This is a genomic window from Lentzea jiangxiensis (genome assembly GCF_900104175.1).
Taxonomy (GTDB): Bacteria; Actinomycetota; Actinomycetes; order Mycobacteriales; family Pseudonocardiaceae; genus Lentzea; species Lentzea jiangxiensis.
In genome coordinates, this window is record NZ_FNIX01000021.1 from 73,058 (window position 1) to 87,557 (window position 14,500).

Annotated in this window: 18 protein-coding genes; 11 read left to right on the top strand and 7 right to left on the bottom strand. The window is 69.4% G+C overall.

Annotated elements, in window-relative coordinates:
* Nucleotides 1-54: 54 nt before the first annotated feature.
* The 4 genes from BLQ91_RS34160 (at nt 55) to BLQ91_RS34175 (ending at nt 2,330) form a co-directional block, all read left to right on the top strand.
* Complete coding sequence (locus BLQ91_RS34160) at nt 55-624, top strand: sigma-70 family RNA polymerase sigma factor (protein ID WP_030468711.1); 570 nt, start codon at nt 55-57, stop codon at nt 622-624.
* A complete protein-coding gene (locus BLQ91_RS34165; protein WP_090103745.1) occupies nt 621-1,355 on the top strand; it encodes an anti-sigma factor family protein in 735 nt (244 codons plus the stop codon). The genes BLQ91_RS34160 and BLQ91_RS34165 overlap by 4 nt, the downstream gene beginning before the upstream one ends.
* 82 nt (nt 1,356-1,437) lie before the next feature.
* Nucleotides 1,438-1,845 carry a hypothetical protein gene (locus tag BLQ91_RS34170; RefSeq protein WP_143022956.1) on the top strand — a complete coding sequence of 136 codons (408 nt, stop codon included), beginning with the start codon at nt 1,438-1,440 and terminating at the stop codon, nt 1,843-1,845.
* Nucleotides 1,846-1,859: 14 nt separating this feature from the next.
* Nucleotides 1,860-2,330, top strand: coding sequence for a YkvA family protein (locus tag BLQ91_RS34175; RefSeq protein WP_090103750.1), 471 nt, complete (start codon nt 1,860-1,862; stop codon nt 2,328-2,330).
* Here BLQ91_RS34175 and BLQ91_RS34180 read toward each other — a convergent pair.
* Nucleotides 2,271-2,762: a GNAT family N-acetyltransferase gene (locus BLQ91_RS34180; protein ID WP_176960100.1), complete on the bottom strand. Its 492-nt coding sequence runs from the start codon at nt 2,760-2,762 to the stop codon at nt 2,271-2,273. The genes BLQ91_RS34175 and BLQ91_RS34180 overlap by 60 nt on opposite strands.
* Nucleotides 2,763-2,815: 53 nt before the next feature.
* Here BLQ91_RS34180 and BLQ91_RS34185 point away from each other — a divergent pair, with 53 nt between their 5' ends.
* From BLQ91_RS34185 to BLQ91_RS34195, 3 genes are read left to right on the top strand one after another with little or no spacing between them, the layout of a single operon-like run.
* The gene (locus tag BLQ91_RS34185) at nt 2,816-3,961 is read left to right on the top strand and encodes a PP2C family protein-serine/threonine phosphatase (RefSeq protein ID WP_090103870.1); all 1,146 of its coding nucleotides are present in this window, start codon (nt 2,816-2,818) and stop codon (nt 3,959-3,961) included.
* Entirely contained in the window at nt 3,958-5,475 is a 1,518-nt protein-coding gene (locus BLQ91_RS34190; RefSeq protein WP_342670682.1) for a sensor histidine kinase, read from the top strand. The genes BLQ91_RS34185 and BLQ91_RS34190 overlap by 4 nt, the downstream gene beginning before the upstream one ends.
* The gene (locus BLQ91_RS34195; RefSeq protein ID WP_090103751.1) at nt 5,468-5,908 is read left to right on the top strand and encodes a response regulator; all 441 of its coding nucleotides are present in this window, start codon (nt 5,468-5,470) and stop codon (nt 5,906-5,908) included. Before BLQ91_RS34190 ends, BLQ91_RS34195 begins: the two co-directional genes overlap by 8 nt.
* Here the strand turns inward: BLQ91_RS34195 and BLQ91_RS34200 are convergent.
* The 5 genes from BLQ91_RS34200 to BLQ91_RS34215 form a co-directional block, all read right to left on the bottom strand.
* Nucleotides 5,883-6,323 carry a MarR family transcriptional regulator gene (locus BLQ91_RS34200; protein WP_090103753.1) on the bottom strand — a complete coding sequence of 147 codons (441 nt, stop codon included), beginning with the start codon at nt 6,321-6,323 and terminating at the stop codon, nt 5,883-5,885. The genes BLQ91_RS34195 and BLQ91_RS34200 overlap by 26 nt on opposite strands.
* 73 nt (nt 6,324-6,396) lie before the next feature.
* Nucleotides 6,397-6,546, bottom strand: a complete 150-nt coding sequence (locus BLQ91_RS41770) for a hypothetical protein (protein WP_176960101.1) — start codon at nt 6,544-6,546, stop codon at nt 6,397-6,399.
* Nucleotides 6,543-7,268, bottom strand: coding sequence for a lysophospholipid acyltransferase family protein (locus BLQ91_RS34205; RefSeq protein WP_245734063.1), 726 nt, complete (start codon nt 7,266-7,268; stop codon nt 6,543-6,545). Before BLQ91_RS34205 ends, BLQ91_RS41770 begins: the two co-directional genes overlap by 4 nt.
* Nucleotides 7,265-8,254 carry an MBL fold metallo-hydrolase gene (locus BLQ91_RS34210; protein ID WP_245734064.1) on the bottom strand — a complete coding sequence of 330 codons (990 nt, stop codon included), beginning with the start codon at nt 8,252-8,254 and terminating at the stop codon, nt 7,265-7,267. The genes BLQ91_RS34205 and BLQ91_RS34210 overlap by 4 nt, the downstream gene beginning before the upstream one ends.
* Before the next feature lie 37 nt (nt 8,255-8,291).
* Nucleotides 8,292-8,561: a GNAT family N-acetyltransferase gene (locus tag BLQ91_RS34215; protein ID WP_090103878.1), complete on the bottom strand. Its 270-nt coding sequence runs from the start codon at nt 8,559-8,561 to the stop codon at nt 8,292-8,294.
* Nucleotides 8,562-8,600: 39 nt separating this feature from the next.
* On the opposite strand from BLQ91_RS34215, the gene BLQ91_RS34220 reads away from it, so the two are divergent.
* The 4 genes from BLQ91_RS34220 to BLQ91_RS34235 all read left to right on the top strand — a co-directional run bounded on the left by BLQ91_RS34220 (nt 8,601) and on the right by BLQ91_RS34235 (nt 13,594).
* Nucleotides 8,601-9,578: an LLM class flavin-dependent oxidoreductase gene (locus BLQ91_RS34220; protein WP_176960102.1), complete on the top strand. Its 978-nt coding sequence runs from the start codon at nt 8,601-8,603 to the stop codon at nt 9,576-9,578.
* Between the two features lie 46 nt (nt 9,579-9,624).
* A complete protein-coding gene (locus BLQ91_RS34225) occupies nt 9,625-10,110 on the top strand; it encodes a hypothetical protein (RefSeq protein ID WP_090103757.1) in 486 nt (161 codons plus the stop codon).
* Nucleotides 10,111-10,326: 216 nt separating this feature from the next.
* Nucleotides 10,327-11,082, top strand: coding sequence for an ABC transporter ATP-binding protein (locus tag BLQ91_RS34230; RefSeq protein WP_090103760.1), 756 nt, complete (start codon nt 10,327-10,329; stop codon nt 11,080-11,082).
* A complete protein-coding gene (locus BLQ91_RS34235) occupies nt 11,075-13,594 on the top strand; it encodes an ABC transporter permease (protein ID WP_090103761.1) in 2,520 nt (839 codons plus the stop codon). The genes BLQ91_RS34230 and BLQ91_RS34235 overlap by 8 nt, the downstream gene beginning before the upstream one ends.
* A gap of 55 nt (nt 13,595-13,649) precedes the next feature.
* On the opposite strand, the gene BLQ91_RS34240 is transcribed toward BLQ91_RS34235, so the two are convergent.
* The gene (locus BLQ91_RS34240; RefSeq protein WP_090103763.1) at nt 13,650-14,489 is read right to left on the bottom strand and encodes a dienelactone hydrolase family protein; all 840 of its coding nucleotides are present in this window, start codon (nt 14,487-14,489) and stop codon (nt 13,650-13,652) included.
* Nucleotides 14,490-14,500: the final 11 nt, after the last annotated feature.

Here is a 14,500-nt window from a genome sequence, read left to right on the forward strand (position 1 = left end):
CGAACTTCGTGAGGAATATTTGCCTCTCGACTTGAGACGGTTGATAGGGCAAGGATGTCCCCCGTGGCGCGGCATAGACGTCAACGCGAGTTAGACGAACAATCACCAAGACCGGGGTCTCTCGAGGAAGAGTTGATCCGCCGGCTGTACGAGGAATTCGGCAGCGCCCTGCTGGGACACTGCATGAGGTTGACGGGCCACGATCGACAGTGGGCCGAGGACATCGTGCAGGAAACCCTGGTCAGGGCATGGCGCAACGCCGAGAAGCTCGAGCGTGACCCCGTGCTCCTGCGGTCGTGGTTGTTCACGGTGGCAAGGCGGTTGGTCATTGACGACAGGCGTAAGAGAAGCGTCCGTCCGCAGGAGTTCGAACTGACCCCTTCGGACGAGTCGCCCTCCGGCGGTGAAGAGGACCGCACCCTCGCGGCGATCGTCGTGGCGGAGGCGATGAACGGTCTCTCCGAGGAACACAGGGAGGCTATTCTCGAAACATATCTGCGGGACCGCACCGTCGGTGAGGCCGCGGCGGCACTGGGTGTGCCTCCGGGGACGGTCAAGTCGAGGGTGTACTACGCGCTTCGTGCGTTGCGGCGTGCGTTGCACGATCGGGGAGAGACGCGGTGACAACGGCACCAGATCACCTCGACGTAGCCGCCTACGTGCTCGGCATCCTCGATGCCGATGAGGTGGAGGCGTTCGAGAACCACCTGACCGAATGTCGGCGGTGCGCTCTTGACCTGCGCGACTTCGCGGTGGTGCCGGACCTCATCGACGAGGCCGACGCGGGCGGGATGCTGCGCGGGACAGCTCCGGAACGCCCCGACGGCAAGTCGGTGCGGGTGATGCTCGACGCCGTCGCGGCGCGCAGGAAGCGCCGGCGGTGGTTCGTCGCCCAGGGTGTCGCGGCCGCCGCCGCCGGCATCGTGGCGGTGACGGCCGTCGTGACGACGCTCGTCGTGGGCGGCGGCGACTCGAACCAGGCCGCGCCCGAGAACACCACCCCGACGTCCCAGACGCCGGTGGCGAACAACCGCAACGAAGCTTCGATGAAGGTCCAGCAGCAGGACCCCGGCAGCGGCGTCTTCACCAAGATCGCCGCGGAGGACACGCCGTCGGGGACGGCGATGGACATCGAGGTGAACGGGATGACCGGCCCGGGGAGGGGCTCGCTCGTCGCCGTCGGGCGCACGGGCCGCGTCGCGCAGGTCACATCGTGGTTCGCCCCCGAGCCGGTGGCGGGTGACTCGAAGACCATCAAGCTGCAGGCGAACGTCGCCATGCGCTGGCACGAGATCGCGACCTTCCGGATCGTCGACGAGAACGGCAAGACGCTGCTCGAAGTCGTCGCCTCCTGACCGAACCCGGCACCAGACCGCTGCCCCCGCCGGATCCGTGAGATCCTGGGGGCAGTTGTCGTTTTCGGGGAAGGCTGTCTACGTGGCAATTGGCCCGTCAGCGGTCGAGCGCTGGCTCGATCTGTCCACAGAGGAGCTGCGCGCTCAGGTCTCGCGGCTCGTGTCCGCCCGGCTACCGGGTGATCACGCTGTGTGGCAGGCGATCCGGCGTCATCCAGCACTGGTCCCCCGCATCCGCGGCGTCCTCTCCGGACTCGCGGCCACGGCGGCCGGCAGCAAGGACGAGGCCATGCAGAAGGTCTGGATCTCCGCGGCGCGCGCCTCCCTCGACCAGACCACTCCACCACCGGTCAAGGCCGTGCGCAAACCGGTGGTTGAAGAAGCTCCCGCCGAGGAACCCGAACCGGTGATCGACCTGCGGGAGCCCGAGCCGCGGCAGAAGCAGCCCCACAAGGCCATTCCGACCATGCTCTTCCAGGAGCCCAGTTAGGAGCGCCCAGCCAGATGGTCGTCTTCGGATCGCTCATCTCGTTGTCAGGTCTGCTGATCCTGCTGCTGCGCGACGCGCCGCTCGGCGGGCTGAGCCCCGCCGTGGCCGGCTGGGTGATGATCCCGCTCGGCCTGGTGTTCGTCGTGCTGGGCGTCCTGCGCCACCGCCGCAAGCGCGCGCAGGGCGCTCCCAGCCCGGTCGGCAACCCCGTGCAGCGGCTGAAGGCGCTGCCGCGGCTGTGGAGGACCTGGCGGAGCGGGAAGTACCCGGAGCTGCCGCGCAGCCAGGTCGTGATGTGGGCGGTGGCGCTGGTCTACCTCGTGTCGCCGATCGACGTCCTGCCGGAGTTCCTCCCCCTGATCGGCGTGACCGACGACGCGGGTGTCCTCGTGTGGCTGCTCAGCAGCCTCTCGGTGGCGTCGGGGTCATACCTGCGCTGGGAGAAGAACCATGACGACCCTGCGCGCGGGATCGAGGCCGGCTGAGGTCTCCCGGCGCACGATCTCCGCGAGCCCCGGCGAGACCTCCGTCACGACCTGGAACCCCAGGCGCTCGTAGTAGGGCTGGTTCCACGGCACGTCCCGGAACGTCGTGAGCGTCACAGCGCGGCCGGGACGGGTGACGTGCTCGATGAGCGCCGCGCCGATCCCCTGGCGCGCGTGGGAGGGGTGCACGCTCACCTGGTGGACGTGCGTCGCGCCGTCGACGTCGCCGACCGCGATGAACGCCACAGGCACGCCTTCGGCGCCGATGGCCAGCCAGACGTCGTGTCCGGCCAGGTCTTCCAGTGGCATCGGGGCGCTGTCGGCGATGTCGGACATGCCCACGTCGCGGAAGGGTTCACCGGAGGCTTTTTCGATCTGCTGGACGTACGGCAGTTCGTCTGGTTGGGCGAGACGGATCAACACGCCCGTCATCCTGGTAGGTCGGACGCGGACCCCGCAGCCCGATAACGTTAAAGTCCGACGTGATGCGAAACAAGACCGTGCGCGTCCTCCTGGTCGAGGACGACGACGGGGACGCCGTCCTCGTCGAGGCGCTGCTCGAAGAGGCGAGCGCGCCGTTCGTGCTGTCCCGCGCGGAAACGCTGGCGGAGGCCGAGCGGATGCTCTCCGACGCCGAGTGCGTGCTGCTCGACCTCGGCCTGCCCGACTCGCAGGGCCTCGCCGGACTGCGCCGCCTGCTGGCCAAGCCGAACGCACCGGCCATCCTGGTGCTGACGGGTCTCGACGACGAGCGCGAGGGCATCGACGCGGTCGCGGCGGGCGCCGAGGACTACCTCATCAAGGGCAAGGTCGACGGCGAGCTGCTGCTGCGCGGCGTCCGGTACGCGGTCGAACGCCGCCGCGCCGAGGACGCCCAGCGCAAGCTGCGCGAGGTCGAACTGCTGGCCTCCGAGCGGTCGCGCCTCGAACGCGGCCTGCTCCCCCGCGCGCTGCTGCAGAACTCGGACGTGGGCCTCGAGGTCCGCTACCAGCCCGGTGGCCAGCGGATGCTGCTCGGCGGCGACTTCTACGACGCGGTCGGCATGCCGGACGGCACGGTGCACGCCATCATCGGCGACGTCTGCGGCCACGGCCCGGACGAGGCCGCGCTGGGCGTCTGCCTGCGGATCGCGTGGCGCGCGCTGGTGCTCGCCGGCGAGCCGGCCGAGAAAGTGCTCAAGACGCTCGACCAGGTGCTCGTCGCCGAACGCCACGGCGACGGCATCTTCACCACGGCGTGCATGGTCTCGGTGGCGCCGGACCGGCGTTCGGTGCGCTACTTCCTCGCCGGGCACCCCGAACCGCTGCTGGTGACCGGCGAGGAGATCGTCGAACTGCCCCGGTCGAAGGTCGGCGTCCCGCTGGGCGTGCTGCCCGACTACACGTGGGCCGGCGTGGACGTGCCGCTGCCGGCCGGCTGGTCGCTCGCCTGCTACACCGACGGCCTGATCGAGGGCCGCGTGCCCGACGACGTCGACCGGCTCGGCGTCGAGCGCCTCTGCGAGATCCTCGCCAGACATCTGCGCAACGGTCCCACCTGGGTGGACCCCGTCATCGCGGAGGTGACGGAGCTCAACGGCGGGCCGCTCGACGACGACGTGGCCATCCTGCTGCTGAAGGACGGAAAGTGAAGCTGCCGCAATCGATGCCGGCGAGCCGGCTGCTGGCCGGGATCGTGGCGGTCCTGCTGGTCATGACGGCGGTGGTGATCTCGTCCACGGTCATCGCGCTCGACTCGCTCGGTGGCGCGAGGGCGCGGCAGGTGGACCAGATCGAGCCCGCCGCACGGCGCGCGAACGACCTGAGCCGCGCACTGCTCGACCAGGAGACCGGCGTGCGGGGCTTCGTCCTCACCACGCAGGACGACTTCCTGACGCCGTACCTCGAAGGCCAGAAGGCCGAGGAGGAGGCCGCCCGGGACGTGCGCGCCCTGATCGGCGACCCCGGGGGCCGGGTGGCCCTCATCGAGGACCTGGCCCGGCAGTGGCGCGCGGAGTACGCGACGCTCACGATCACCGCCGCGCGGCCCGGACTCACCCCCGGTCCCGGTGGCGACATCGAACGCGGCAAGGTCCTGTTCGACCAGATCCGCACCGAGCTGACCGGCCTGCGGGGCGACATCCAGGAGCTGGGTCAGCAGACGCGCGAGGAGCTCCGGCACGCGGCGAGCGTGGTGTTGTGGCTGGTCATCGGCATGGGCGTGCTGCTGGTGGCGGTGATCGGCGGGCTGTCGCTGCTGCTGTACCGGCTGCTGATCGCGCCCCTGGCGGAGCTCGCCGACCACACCCGGCAGGTGGCGTCCGGCGACTTCGAGCACGAGATCGACGTGGACGGCCCGCGCGAGACCGTGCAGCTCGGCGAGGACGTCAACGCCATGCGCCGGCGGATCGTGCAGGAGCTCGCGACGCTCGAAACGGCGAAGACCGAGCTGCAGCGGTCCAACTCCGAGCTGGAGCAGTTCGCCTACGTCGCCTCGCACGACCTGCAGGAACCGTTGCGCAAGGTGGCGTCGTTCTGCCAGCTGCTGCAACGGCGCTACGGCGGCCAGCTCGACGAGCGGGCCGACCAGTACATCGGCTTCGCGGTGGACGGCGCCAAGCGCATGCAGGTGCTGATCAACGACCTGCTGGCGTTCTCCCGCGTCGGCCGGATGGCTCGCGAGCAGACCCTGGTCGACCTGAACGTCCTCGTGCAGCAGGTCCTGGACAGCTACTCCGACCGCGTCGAGGAGACCGGTGCCCGCGTGGAGATCGTGGACCTGCCCTCCGTGCGCGGTGAGGCGTCCCTGCTCAGCGCGGTCTTCCAGAACCTCATCAGCAACGCGCTGAAGTTCAAGGGCACCGAGGCGCCGGTGATCACCCTCGGCGTCGAACGCGACGACGAGATGTGGAAGTTCACGGTCGGGGACAACGGGATCGGCATCGAGCCGGAGTACGCTGACCGGATCTTCGTCATCTTCCAGCGCCTGCACCCCAAGGACGCCTACCCCGGCACGGGCATCGGACTGGCGATGTGCCGGAAGATCGTCGAGTACCACGGCGGGACCATCTGGCTGAAGACCGACGTGGACTCCGGAACCACTTTTGAGTTCACGCTGCCCGTGGTACCCGAGCTCGTCGCCCAACCCGAGGAAGTACATGTCTGATTCACCGCTGAACGTGATCGACGTCCTGCTCGTCGAGGACGACCCCGGCGACGCCCTCATGACCCAGGAGGCGTTCGAGCACCACAAGATCCGCAACATGCTGCACGTGGTGAAGGACGGCGTCGAGGCGCTCGAGTTCCTGCGCCGCGAGGGCCAGTACGCCAACGCGCCGCGGCCGGGCCTGATCCTGCTGGACCTGAACCTGCCCCGCAAGGACGGCCGCGAGGTGCTGAGCGAGGTCAAGGCGGACGCCGAGCTGCGCTCCATCCCCGTCGTGGTGCTGACCACCTCGGAGGCCGAGGAGGACATCCTGCGCAGCTACAGCCTGTACGCGAACGCCTACGTCACCAAGCCGGTGGACTTCGACCGGTTCATCGAGGTCGTCCGCCAGATCGACGACTTCTTCGTCACCGTGGTGAAGCTGCCCCGCTGATCACGGCGGCGCTGAAGTCCAGGCACGACCGGCAGATCCGCGCTTCCGCGCCGGAGAAGACCGGTGCGGTCCCGCTGCAGAAGGAGCAGTCGCCGACCTCCCCCACCCGGGCCTCGGCGATGCAGATGTCGCAGATCACGGCGGCAGGTCCCGCCATCATCTTGTCCACGTCCGCGGCGACGCGCTCGCAGAACCGGCAGCGTTCGGTCCGCTTGGACTGCTCCACGATCTGGTGCACGCGCTGGTGGCTCATGCCCAGCGCTTCGGCGATCTCGCGCAGGGACCCGCCCGCGCGGTGCAGTCGCAGCACGGTGTGGTGGTAGACGGCCTTTGCGACGTCGGCCTGCTCCTGGGCAGCGGCGGAGGCGGTGCCCGCCGTCCGTGCCGCTGCCAGCAGTGCTTCGTCCAGGGTCATGGCGTCTACGGTAGCTAGACGCGTCTATGTGCCCTAGACGCCGTCCAGGTGAACTGGATGAACGGTGTGGACGTCAGTCGACGCTCCGGACGATCACCGGTTCGTCATCGGCCTGCACGACCCATTCCTGGGGCTCGCGGGGTTCGGGGAAGACCGGCGCCCAGATTCCCGTGCCACCGGGACGGCGTCCCTTGCGCAACTCGAACTCTTCTCGCGTGGTCATGCACCTTGGCTACCCGATCCAGCGGAACGTATGCCCGACAGCATCGTCGTGATGGCGTCCATGACCCGCGACGTGGCCTCGTCGAGCACCTCCGCCGTCAGCTCGCGGTCGTAGAGGTCCGACAGGTCCACGGGAGCACCCGCGACGACCTCGATCCTCTTGCGGGGCAACAACCTCGGCAGGACCGAGCCCCTGGGCAGCAGGTCCTGCGTGCCCCACTCGGCGACCGGCACGACCGGCACGCGGGCCTCGAGGGCCATCCGCGCGACCCCCGACTTGCCCTTCATCGGCCAGCCGTCCGGGTCGTTCGTGAAGGTGCCCTCCGGGAACGCCATCACGCACCTGCCCGCGCGCAGCGCCTCCACAGCGGGCTTGAGCGCCTCCGAGGCCTTCACGGTGCCGCGTTCGACGGGGATGTGCCCGCCGGACCGCATGACCCGGCCGAAGAGCGGCAGGCGCCACAGGGAGGCCTTGGCGAGCACCCGCGGCACCCGGTTCGACAGGAGCGCGAACACGACGGCCGCGACGGCGTCCGCGTTCGACAGGTGGTTGAACGCGAGCACCACGCCGCCGTTGCCGGGGACGTGGTGCCTGCCCCGCACCCGCAGCCGCACGAACAGCACGACGACGGGCCACAGGACGTCGATCGCCAGCGAGAACCAGAAACCCCTGCCCCTGCGGGGGATCTTCCAGGTCCAGGCGGCCAGCTGAAGTGGTGTCACGCGGTGTATTCGAGCACGCCGGCGTTCTCGGTCCGGGTCAATTCGCCACGTTCGACGAGAACGTCGAGGTGGGCGGCCGTCTCGCCGACGGCCAGCACCTGGTTGAACATGTCGAGGTCGTCGAACCGGCGCTGCCGGCGGGTCCAGCCGATCTTGCGGGCGGTCTCGAACGCGCTGCCCGCCACCGCCTTGCCGATCTCCTCCAGGCGCTGCTCGTGGAACCGCAGCAGCTCGTCGACGCGCGCGTGCGAGCTGTCGGTCACCGGGCCGTGCGCGGGCAGCAGCCGCAGGTCCGGCAGCTCGCGGGTCAGGCGCAGCGACGTCATGTAGTCGCCGAGCGGCAGTTCCGGCCGCAACGGCTCGAAGCCGATCGACGGCGTGATGTGCGGCAGCACGTGGTCGCCGGAGAACAGCACCTTCGCGGCGTGGTCGACGAACACGACGTGGCCCCGCGTGTGGCCGGGCGTCGGGACGACCTCCAGCTCGCGGTGCTCGAGGCCGACGGTGCTGCGGACGAGCCACTCGTCGGGCTCCTCGTAGTCGCGCAGCGCCTCACCGCGGTCGACGTGGTGCATGATCTTGACCCACGTCTCCGCCAGCTCCGCCGCACCCCACTTGCGCAGGTCCGACACGTGCTGGTCGTCCTGGCCGTGCAGCATGTGCCGCAACGACGGCTGCTCGCCCAGGCCCAGGCCGATCCTGCTGCCGAACAAGCGGCGCAGCGACACCGCCATCGTGAAGTGGTCGCGGTGGACGTGCGTGACGAGGAACCGCCGGATGTCCTCGAAGCCCTTGCCGAGCGTGCCGAGCGCCGCTTCGAGCTGGTCCTTCGCCTCGTCGAGCGCCCAGCCCGAGTCGATCATGACGAGCCCGTCGCCGTCCTCGACCGCGTAGACGTTGACCGCGCGCAGCCCGTCGTTCGGCAGCGGCAGCGGAATGCGGTGCACACCTGGTGCCACCTCGAACGCGCCCGGCTCACTCCACACGCTCGCCCACCTCGTCGTTAGCGACAGCAACTAATTCTTACCGGATAGTAACCCTGTATTCGGGGTGCTTGTCGATGTACTTCGCCACGAACGGGCACAGCGGGGAGATCTTGACATCACGGGCCAGGACGTCGTCCAAGGCGAACTCGGCGAGCTGTCCTCCGAGGCCCTGACCGGCGTAGGCGTCGTCGACCTCGGTGTGCACGAGCGCCAGGACGCCGGCGACGTCGCGGTACTCCAGAAAACCGGCGAGCTTGCCGTCGACGTGGACCTCGTAGCGGCTCTCGGCCTCATTTTTGATGACCATGTCAACCATCTTGCACCGGACGGATGGAAAATGACGGGCATGGACGTCTACCTGCTGATCCTGGGTGACCACCTGCCCAACCCGTGCACCGGCGAAGAGGTGTCCCAGGCCGACCGGCTGCGCGCGATGGTCGAGCAGGCCGTGGTGGCCGAGGAGGCGGGGTTCGCGGGCGTCGCGATCGGCGAGCACCACTTCACGCGCTACATCGTGTCGGCGCCGGAACTGCTGCTGGCGTCCGTGGCGGCGCGGACGTCCACGCTGAAGCTGTCGACCGGGGTGACGCTGCTCGCCCACCGCGACCCGGTGCTGGTGGCGGAGGCGCTGGCGACGCTCGACGTGCTGTCGCAGGGGCGTGCGGAGCTGATCGTGGCGCGCGGGGTGGACCAGCAGACCGACGCGGCGTTCGGCGTGCAGCCCGGTGAGCTGCGGGCGCGGTTCGAGGAGCACCTGCGGTTGCTGCTCAAGCTCCTCGAGGAGCCGGAGGTGAGCTGGGACGGCAAGTTCCGGGGGCAGCTCAGCGAGGTGACGACGACGCCCCGGCCGGTGCAGACGCCGCGGCCGGCGGTGTGGATCGGGTCGGGGTCGGCGGTGTCGGCGGACCTGGGCGCGGAGCTCGGCATGCCGCTGATGCTGCCGTCGACGTTGCGGGACCCGTCGATGTACGGCGAGGTGGTGCAGCGCTACCGCGAGCGCTTCCCCGGTGGACGGGTGGGCGTGCCCAGTCACGTGTTCGTGGCGAACGAGGACGCGCGGGAGCGGTGGCGGCCGCACCTCGCCGAGTACGCGCGGTTCGCGGACCCGTGGCGCGGGGACGGCGACATCGATGTCGACGCGATCATGGACGGTGCGGCGGTGTGCGGGACGCCGGACGAGGTGGCGGGGCGGCTCAACGCGCTGGCGGAGCTGCTGTCCATCGACACGCACCTGGTGATGGTGGACATCGGTGGCATGCCGCACGAGTCGGTCGTCGAGACGATCCGGCTCTTCGGTGCCGAGGTGCTCCCGAAACTTGTTTAACGCGCTCGGTGCCAAGGGGTAACACGGGCTCGGCAGTATGGGAGTCGTGGGCATCACGGTCATCGGCGTCACGCATCCAGGGCAGGTCGGGGCGCTCCCCGGCGGCACGAACGTGCTGGTGCTGGCCGATGACGGCACGTTCGCCGACGAGTTCCTCGAAGCGGACCACGGTGCGCACCAGCTGGTGGTGCGGTCGTTCGGACGTGGGTCGGCGTTCTTCGGGGTGGCGGACAAAGCACGTGAACTGGGCGCGGATCGGGTCCTCTTCGGTGGTGCGCACGACATCGCCGCCTCCTTCACCACCGGGGAGGACCCCGTGCTCGTGCTCGGGGTGCGTCCGCCCGGCGGGCCGATCGCCTGCAACGCGGCGTTCCTCGAGTGGCTGGACCGCTGGCCCCGGCCGGCGAACGCCTACCACGGCGACGTGGACCACTGGCTCGCCGCCAACGCGTTGAGGGAAGGTCTCCGCGTCGAACTGGTTTCATGGCGGATGGAACCGACCGTCCCCTTGCGACGGAAGTTGACCGCCTAGTCATCCGAAGGCGGAAGACAGTGCGCCGCCGGTGAAATAACGTTCCTCTCGCGGCCACGCGACGCGCACGCACCGGAGCTGAGAGTTCTCTCAGCGTGTTCTGCCGGGGGTGGGGGCACACTGGTTCAGGGTTCGTCTCAGGGGAGAACCCGATCCCGCGTGCGACGGCGTCGTCGATGATGGTGCGCACAAGAGACCCACAGAGGGGAACAAAGGGTGAGCGCGTCCGATGGAGTCGCGGCCAGAGCCGTCGACGTTTGGAAGTCCTACGGGTCCGGCGATGCCGCCGTGACCGCGCTCGCGGGGGTGAGCGTCGACCTGGAGAAGTCCAGGTTCACCGCGATCATGGGCCCGTCGGGGTCGGGCAAGTCCACGCTGATGCACTGCCTGGCAGGCCTGGACGACGTGACGCGGGGCGAGGTGTGGGTCGGTGGCACGAAGGTGACCGGCTTGAAGGACCGCGGGCTGACGGAGCTGCGGCGCGACAAGGTCGGTTTCATCTTCCAGCAGTTCAACCTGCTGCCGACGCTGACCGCGGAGGAGAACATCACGCTGCCGCTCGCGATCGGCGGCAGGAAGGTCGACAGGGAGTGGTTCGACGTCGTCGTCGACACGGTGGGTCTGAGGGACAGGCTGACCCACCGGCCGACGCAGCTGTCGGGCGGTCAGCAGCAGCGCGTGGCGTGTGCGCGCGCGTTGGTGTCACGGCCCGAGGTCGTGTTCGCCGATGAGCCGACCGGCAACCTGGACTCGCAGTCCGGTGCCGAGGTGCTCGCGTTCCTGCAGCGGTCCGCCCGTGAGTTCGGGCAGACGATCGTGATGGTCACGCACGACCCGAACGCCGCTTCGTACGCCGACCGCGTCATCTTCCTCAAGGACGGCAACATCGTCCGCGAGCTGCTGTCGCCGTCCGCGGAAGAGGTCCTCGACACGATGAAGCACCTCGACGGCGTCGTGGTGCCGCATGTTTAAGGCGACCATCAAGAGCTTGCTCTCGCGCAAGCTCAGACTTGTGCTGTCCGCGCTCGCCGTCGTGCTGGGCGTGATGTTCGTGTCGGGTTCGTTCGTCCTGACGGACACGCTGCAGAGGTCGTTCACCGACCTGTTCTCGTCGGCCTTCGCCGGCGTGGACGTGTCGGTGTCGCCGAAGCAGGAGAAGGGCAAGCAGCCCGAACCGCTGACGCCGCAGGCGATCGCGGATGTGAAGTCGGTGCCGGGGGTGGCGTCGGCCGTCGGTGACGTGCAGGGGTCCGCGCGGCCGATCGGCAAGAACGGCAAGGTCATCACGACGTCGGGCTCGCCGCGGTTCGGTTACAACTGGACCGGCACGGGTCAGGAGAAGATCCGCGACGGCAAGGCACCTCAGGCCGAGAACGAGGTCGCCGTCGGCGGGTTCCTCGCGACGACCGGCGGTTTCCGGGTCGGCGACAACATCGCGCTGCTGACGCTGGAGCCGAAGAAGACGTTCAAGATCACGGGCATCTACGAGTACGCGGGCGGCCGCGACTCGCTCGGCGGCGAGCTGTCGGTGGCGTTCACCGAGCCCGTCGCGCAGCAGCTGTTGCTGGGCAAGAAGGACGTGTTCTCCGGCATCACCGTCACGGCGGCGCAGGGCACGTCGGACGACGCGCTGCGGGACGCCGTCGCCGCCAAGCTCGGCTCCGGCTACGACGTCAAGACCGGTGCGGTGCTCGCGAAGGAGCAGGCCGACCAGGTCAACGAGGGCCTGAAGTTCTTCAACTACGTGCTGCTCGGGTTCGCCGGCATCGCGTTGTTCGTCGGCATCTTCATCATCCTGAACACGTTCTCCATCATCGTCGCCCAGCGCACGCGGGAGCTGGCGCTGCTGCGGTCGATGGGCGCCTCGCGCGGCCAGGTCATCGGGTCCGTGGTGCTGGAGGCGTTGGTGATCGGCCTGATCGCCTCGATCGTCGGTCTCGCGGCGGGCATCGGCATCGGCGCGTTGCTGGCGAAGATCTTCAGCTCGGTGGGCGGCACCAACCTGCAGCTCGCGGGGATCGGCGTGCCGATGTCGGCGATCATCTCGTCGTTCGCGGTGGGCATGATCGTCACCGTGGTCGCCGCGGTCATGCCGGCGCTGCGGGCGTCGCGGATCGCGCCGGTGGCGGCGATGCGCGAGGCGGCGACGCCGGACCGGCCGCTCACCAAGATCACGATCACCGGTGCCCTGGTGGCCGCCGCGGGTGGCGCGTCGCTCGCGTTCGGGTTCAACCAGGCCTCGTTGCCGTTGATCTTCGGCGGCATCCTGGTGGCGTTCGTCGGTGTCGCACTGCTGACGCCGATCCTGTCGAAGCCGATGGTGTCGTTGATCGGCCGCCTGCTGTCGTGGTCGATGCCGGGGCTGCTGGGCCGCCGCAACTCCGCGCGCAACCCGCGGCGCACCGCGATCACCGCGGCCGCGCTGATGGTCGGCATCTCGCTGATCACCGGCGTGAGCGTGGTGCTGACGTCGGCGACGAAGTCGATCGAGAAGCTGGCATCCGGGCAGCTGCAGACCGACCTGATCATCTCCGGCGAGGGCCAGATGGAGGGCCAGCCGGCGACGTTCCCGCGGGACGTGCTGACGAAGGTCGAGAAGACCGACGGCGTGAAGTCGGCGTTCGGCTGGTCGCAGGACGGCGTGCTGCAGGGCGAGGACCAGCTCTTCGCGGTCGCCGTGACCGACGTGACCGCGCTGAAGGAGATGTTCGCCCTCAAGCCGAAGTCCGGTGACATCACACCGCTGCGGGACGACCAGATCGGCCTGCCGGAGGACCTCGCGACCGAGAAGAACTGGGCCGTCGGCAGCACCATCACGCTGCAACTGGCCAAGGGCGAGCCCCGCACGTACACGGTGGCGTTCGTCTGGGCCAAGTCGCAGGTGCTGCAGGGCGCGCTGGTGCTGCCGGAGTCGGCGAGCAAGGAGTTCCGGTCCGACCAGATCGGCCAGGCCTTCGCCCAGGTGCGGCCGGGGACGAACGTGGCGGACGTGCAGAAGCGGGTCGAGCCGTTGTTCGCGGACAACCCGGAGATCACCGTCCAGGACCGCAGCGGGTTCGTGAAGCAGACGACCTCGCAGTTCGACACGGTCCTGCTGATGATCCAGATCCTGCTGGCGCTGGCGATCCTGATCGCCGTCCTGGGCGTCATCAACACGCTGGCGCTGTCGGTGATCGAGCGGACCCGTGAGCTGGGCCTGCTGCGCGCGATCGGCATGCGGCGGGCGCAGGTGATGCGGATGATCACCGTCGAGTCGGTGGTGATCTCGGTGTTCGGCGCGGTGCTCGGCCTCGCGGTCGGCCTCGCGCTCGGCGTCAGCACCGTGCAGGCGCTGAAGGACCAGGGCATCTCGGAGATCGGCTTCCCGTGGATGACGATGGTCCAGTACCTGGTGGTGGCGGCGTTCGTCGGCGTGGTCGCCGCGATCCTGCCGGCCATCCGGGCCGCGCGCCTGAACGTGCTGGACGCGATCGCCTACGAGTGAGCCGGTGAGGAGGGGCTGTGCCGGGCCGTCGCGCTGTCCGGCACAGCCCCTTCGCTCACGCGTGGGGGCAGGTGTCCCGGTAGGCGCTGATGAGCGTGTTCGGCGCGGGGGCCGGGCACAGGAACTGGTCGTACCGCAGGTCGTCGTCGACGAACCGCTTGAGCCACGACAGCGTGTACTTGCGCACCGTCACGTTGTCGCTGCGCGGTGCCGAGTGGTCACCGCCGCGCAGTTCGAGGAACGCCTTGTCCGGCGCGGCCGTGATCGAGTTGTAGAACGGCGTCGAGTGCTGCGAGTTGGGCGCCGTGGGGTCGTTCTGACCGCCGAGCACCAGGGTCGGGACCTGGACCGTCGACCAGTTCTTGGTCGTGTGCCAGCCGGCCATCGGGATCGAGGCCTGCAACGCCGGGCGCGTCGCGGAGGCGCGCAGCGCTCCCCCGCCGCCCATCGAGTGGCCCATCACGGCGAGCCGCGAGGCGTCGACCCGGGGGTTGGTGCGGACCACGTAGTCCAGCGCCGCGAGCAGCTGGCGGCCCCGGCTGTCCGGGTCGTCGAAGCCCGACAGGGTGTTGATGGTGATCACCACGAAGCCGTAGGACGCGAGGCGCGGGCCGAAGTGCGCGACCGACGACTGGGTGGCGGTGAAACCGGGGGACACGGCGATCGCACCGAACGTGAGGTCGCTGGTCGGGGTGTAGACGGTGCCGCCGCCGAAGTTCGACTGGCGGGCGACGGCCGCGGACGTCACGGCGAACGTGCCCCGGGAGGCTTCGACCGAGGCGGCCGTGGGTGCGGGGCCGCGTTCGTGGGGGTTGGCCGCCGCGGTGGCGACGGCGGGGGCGGTGGCTGGGATCAGCGCCAGGACCAGCGCCGCAAGCACAGATTTGATGCGCACGACGAAGACAC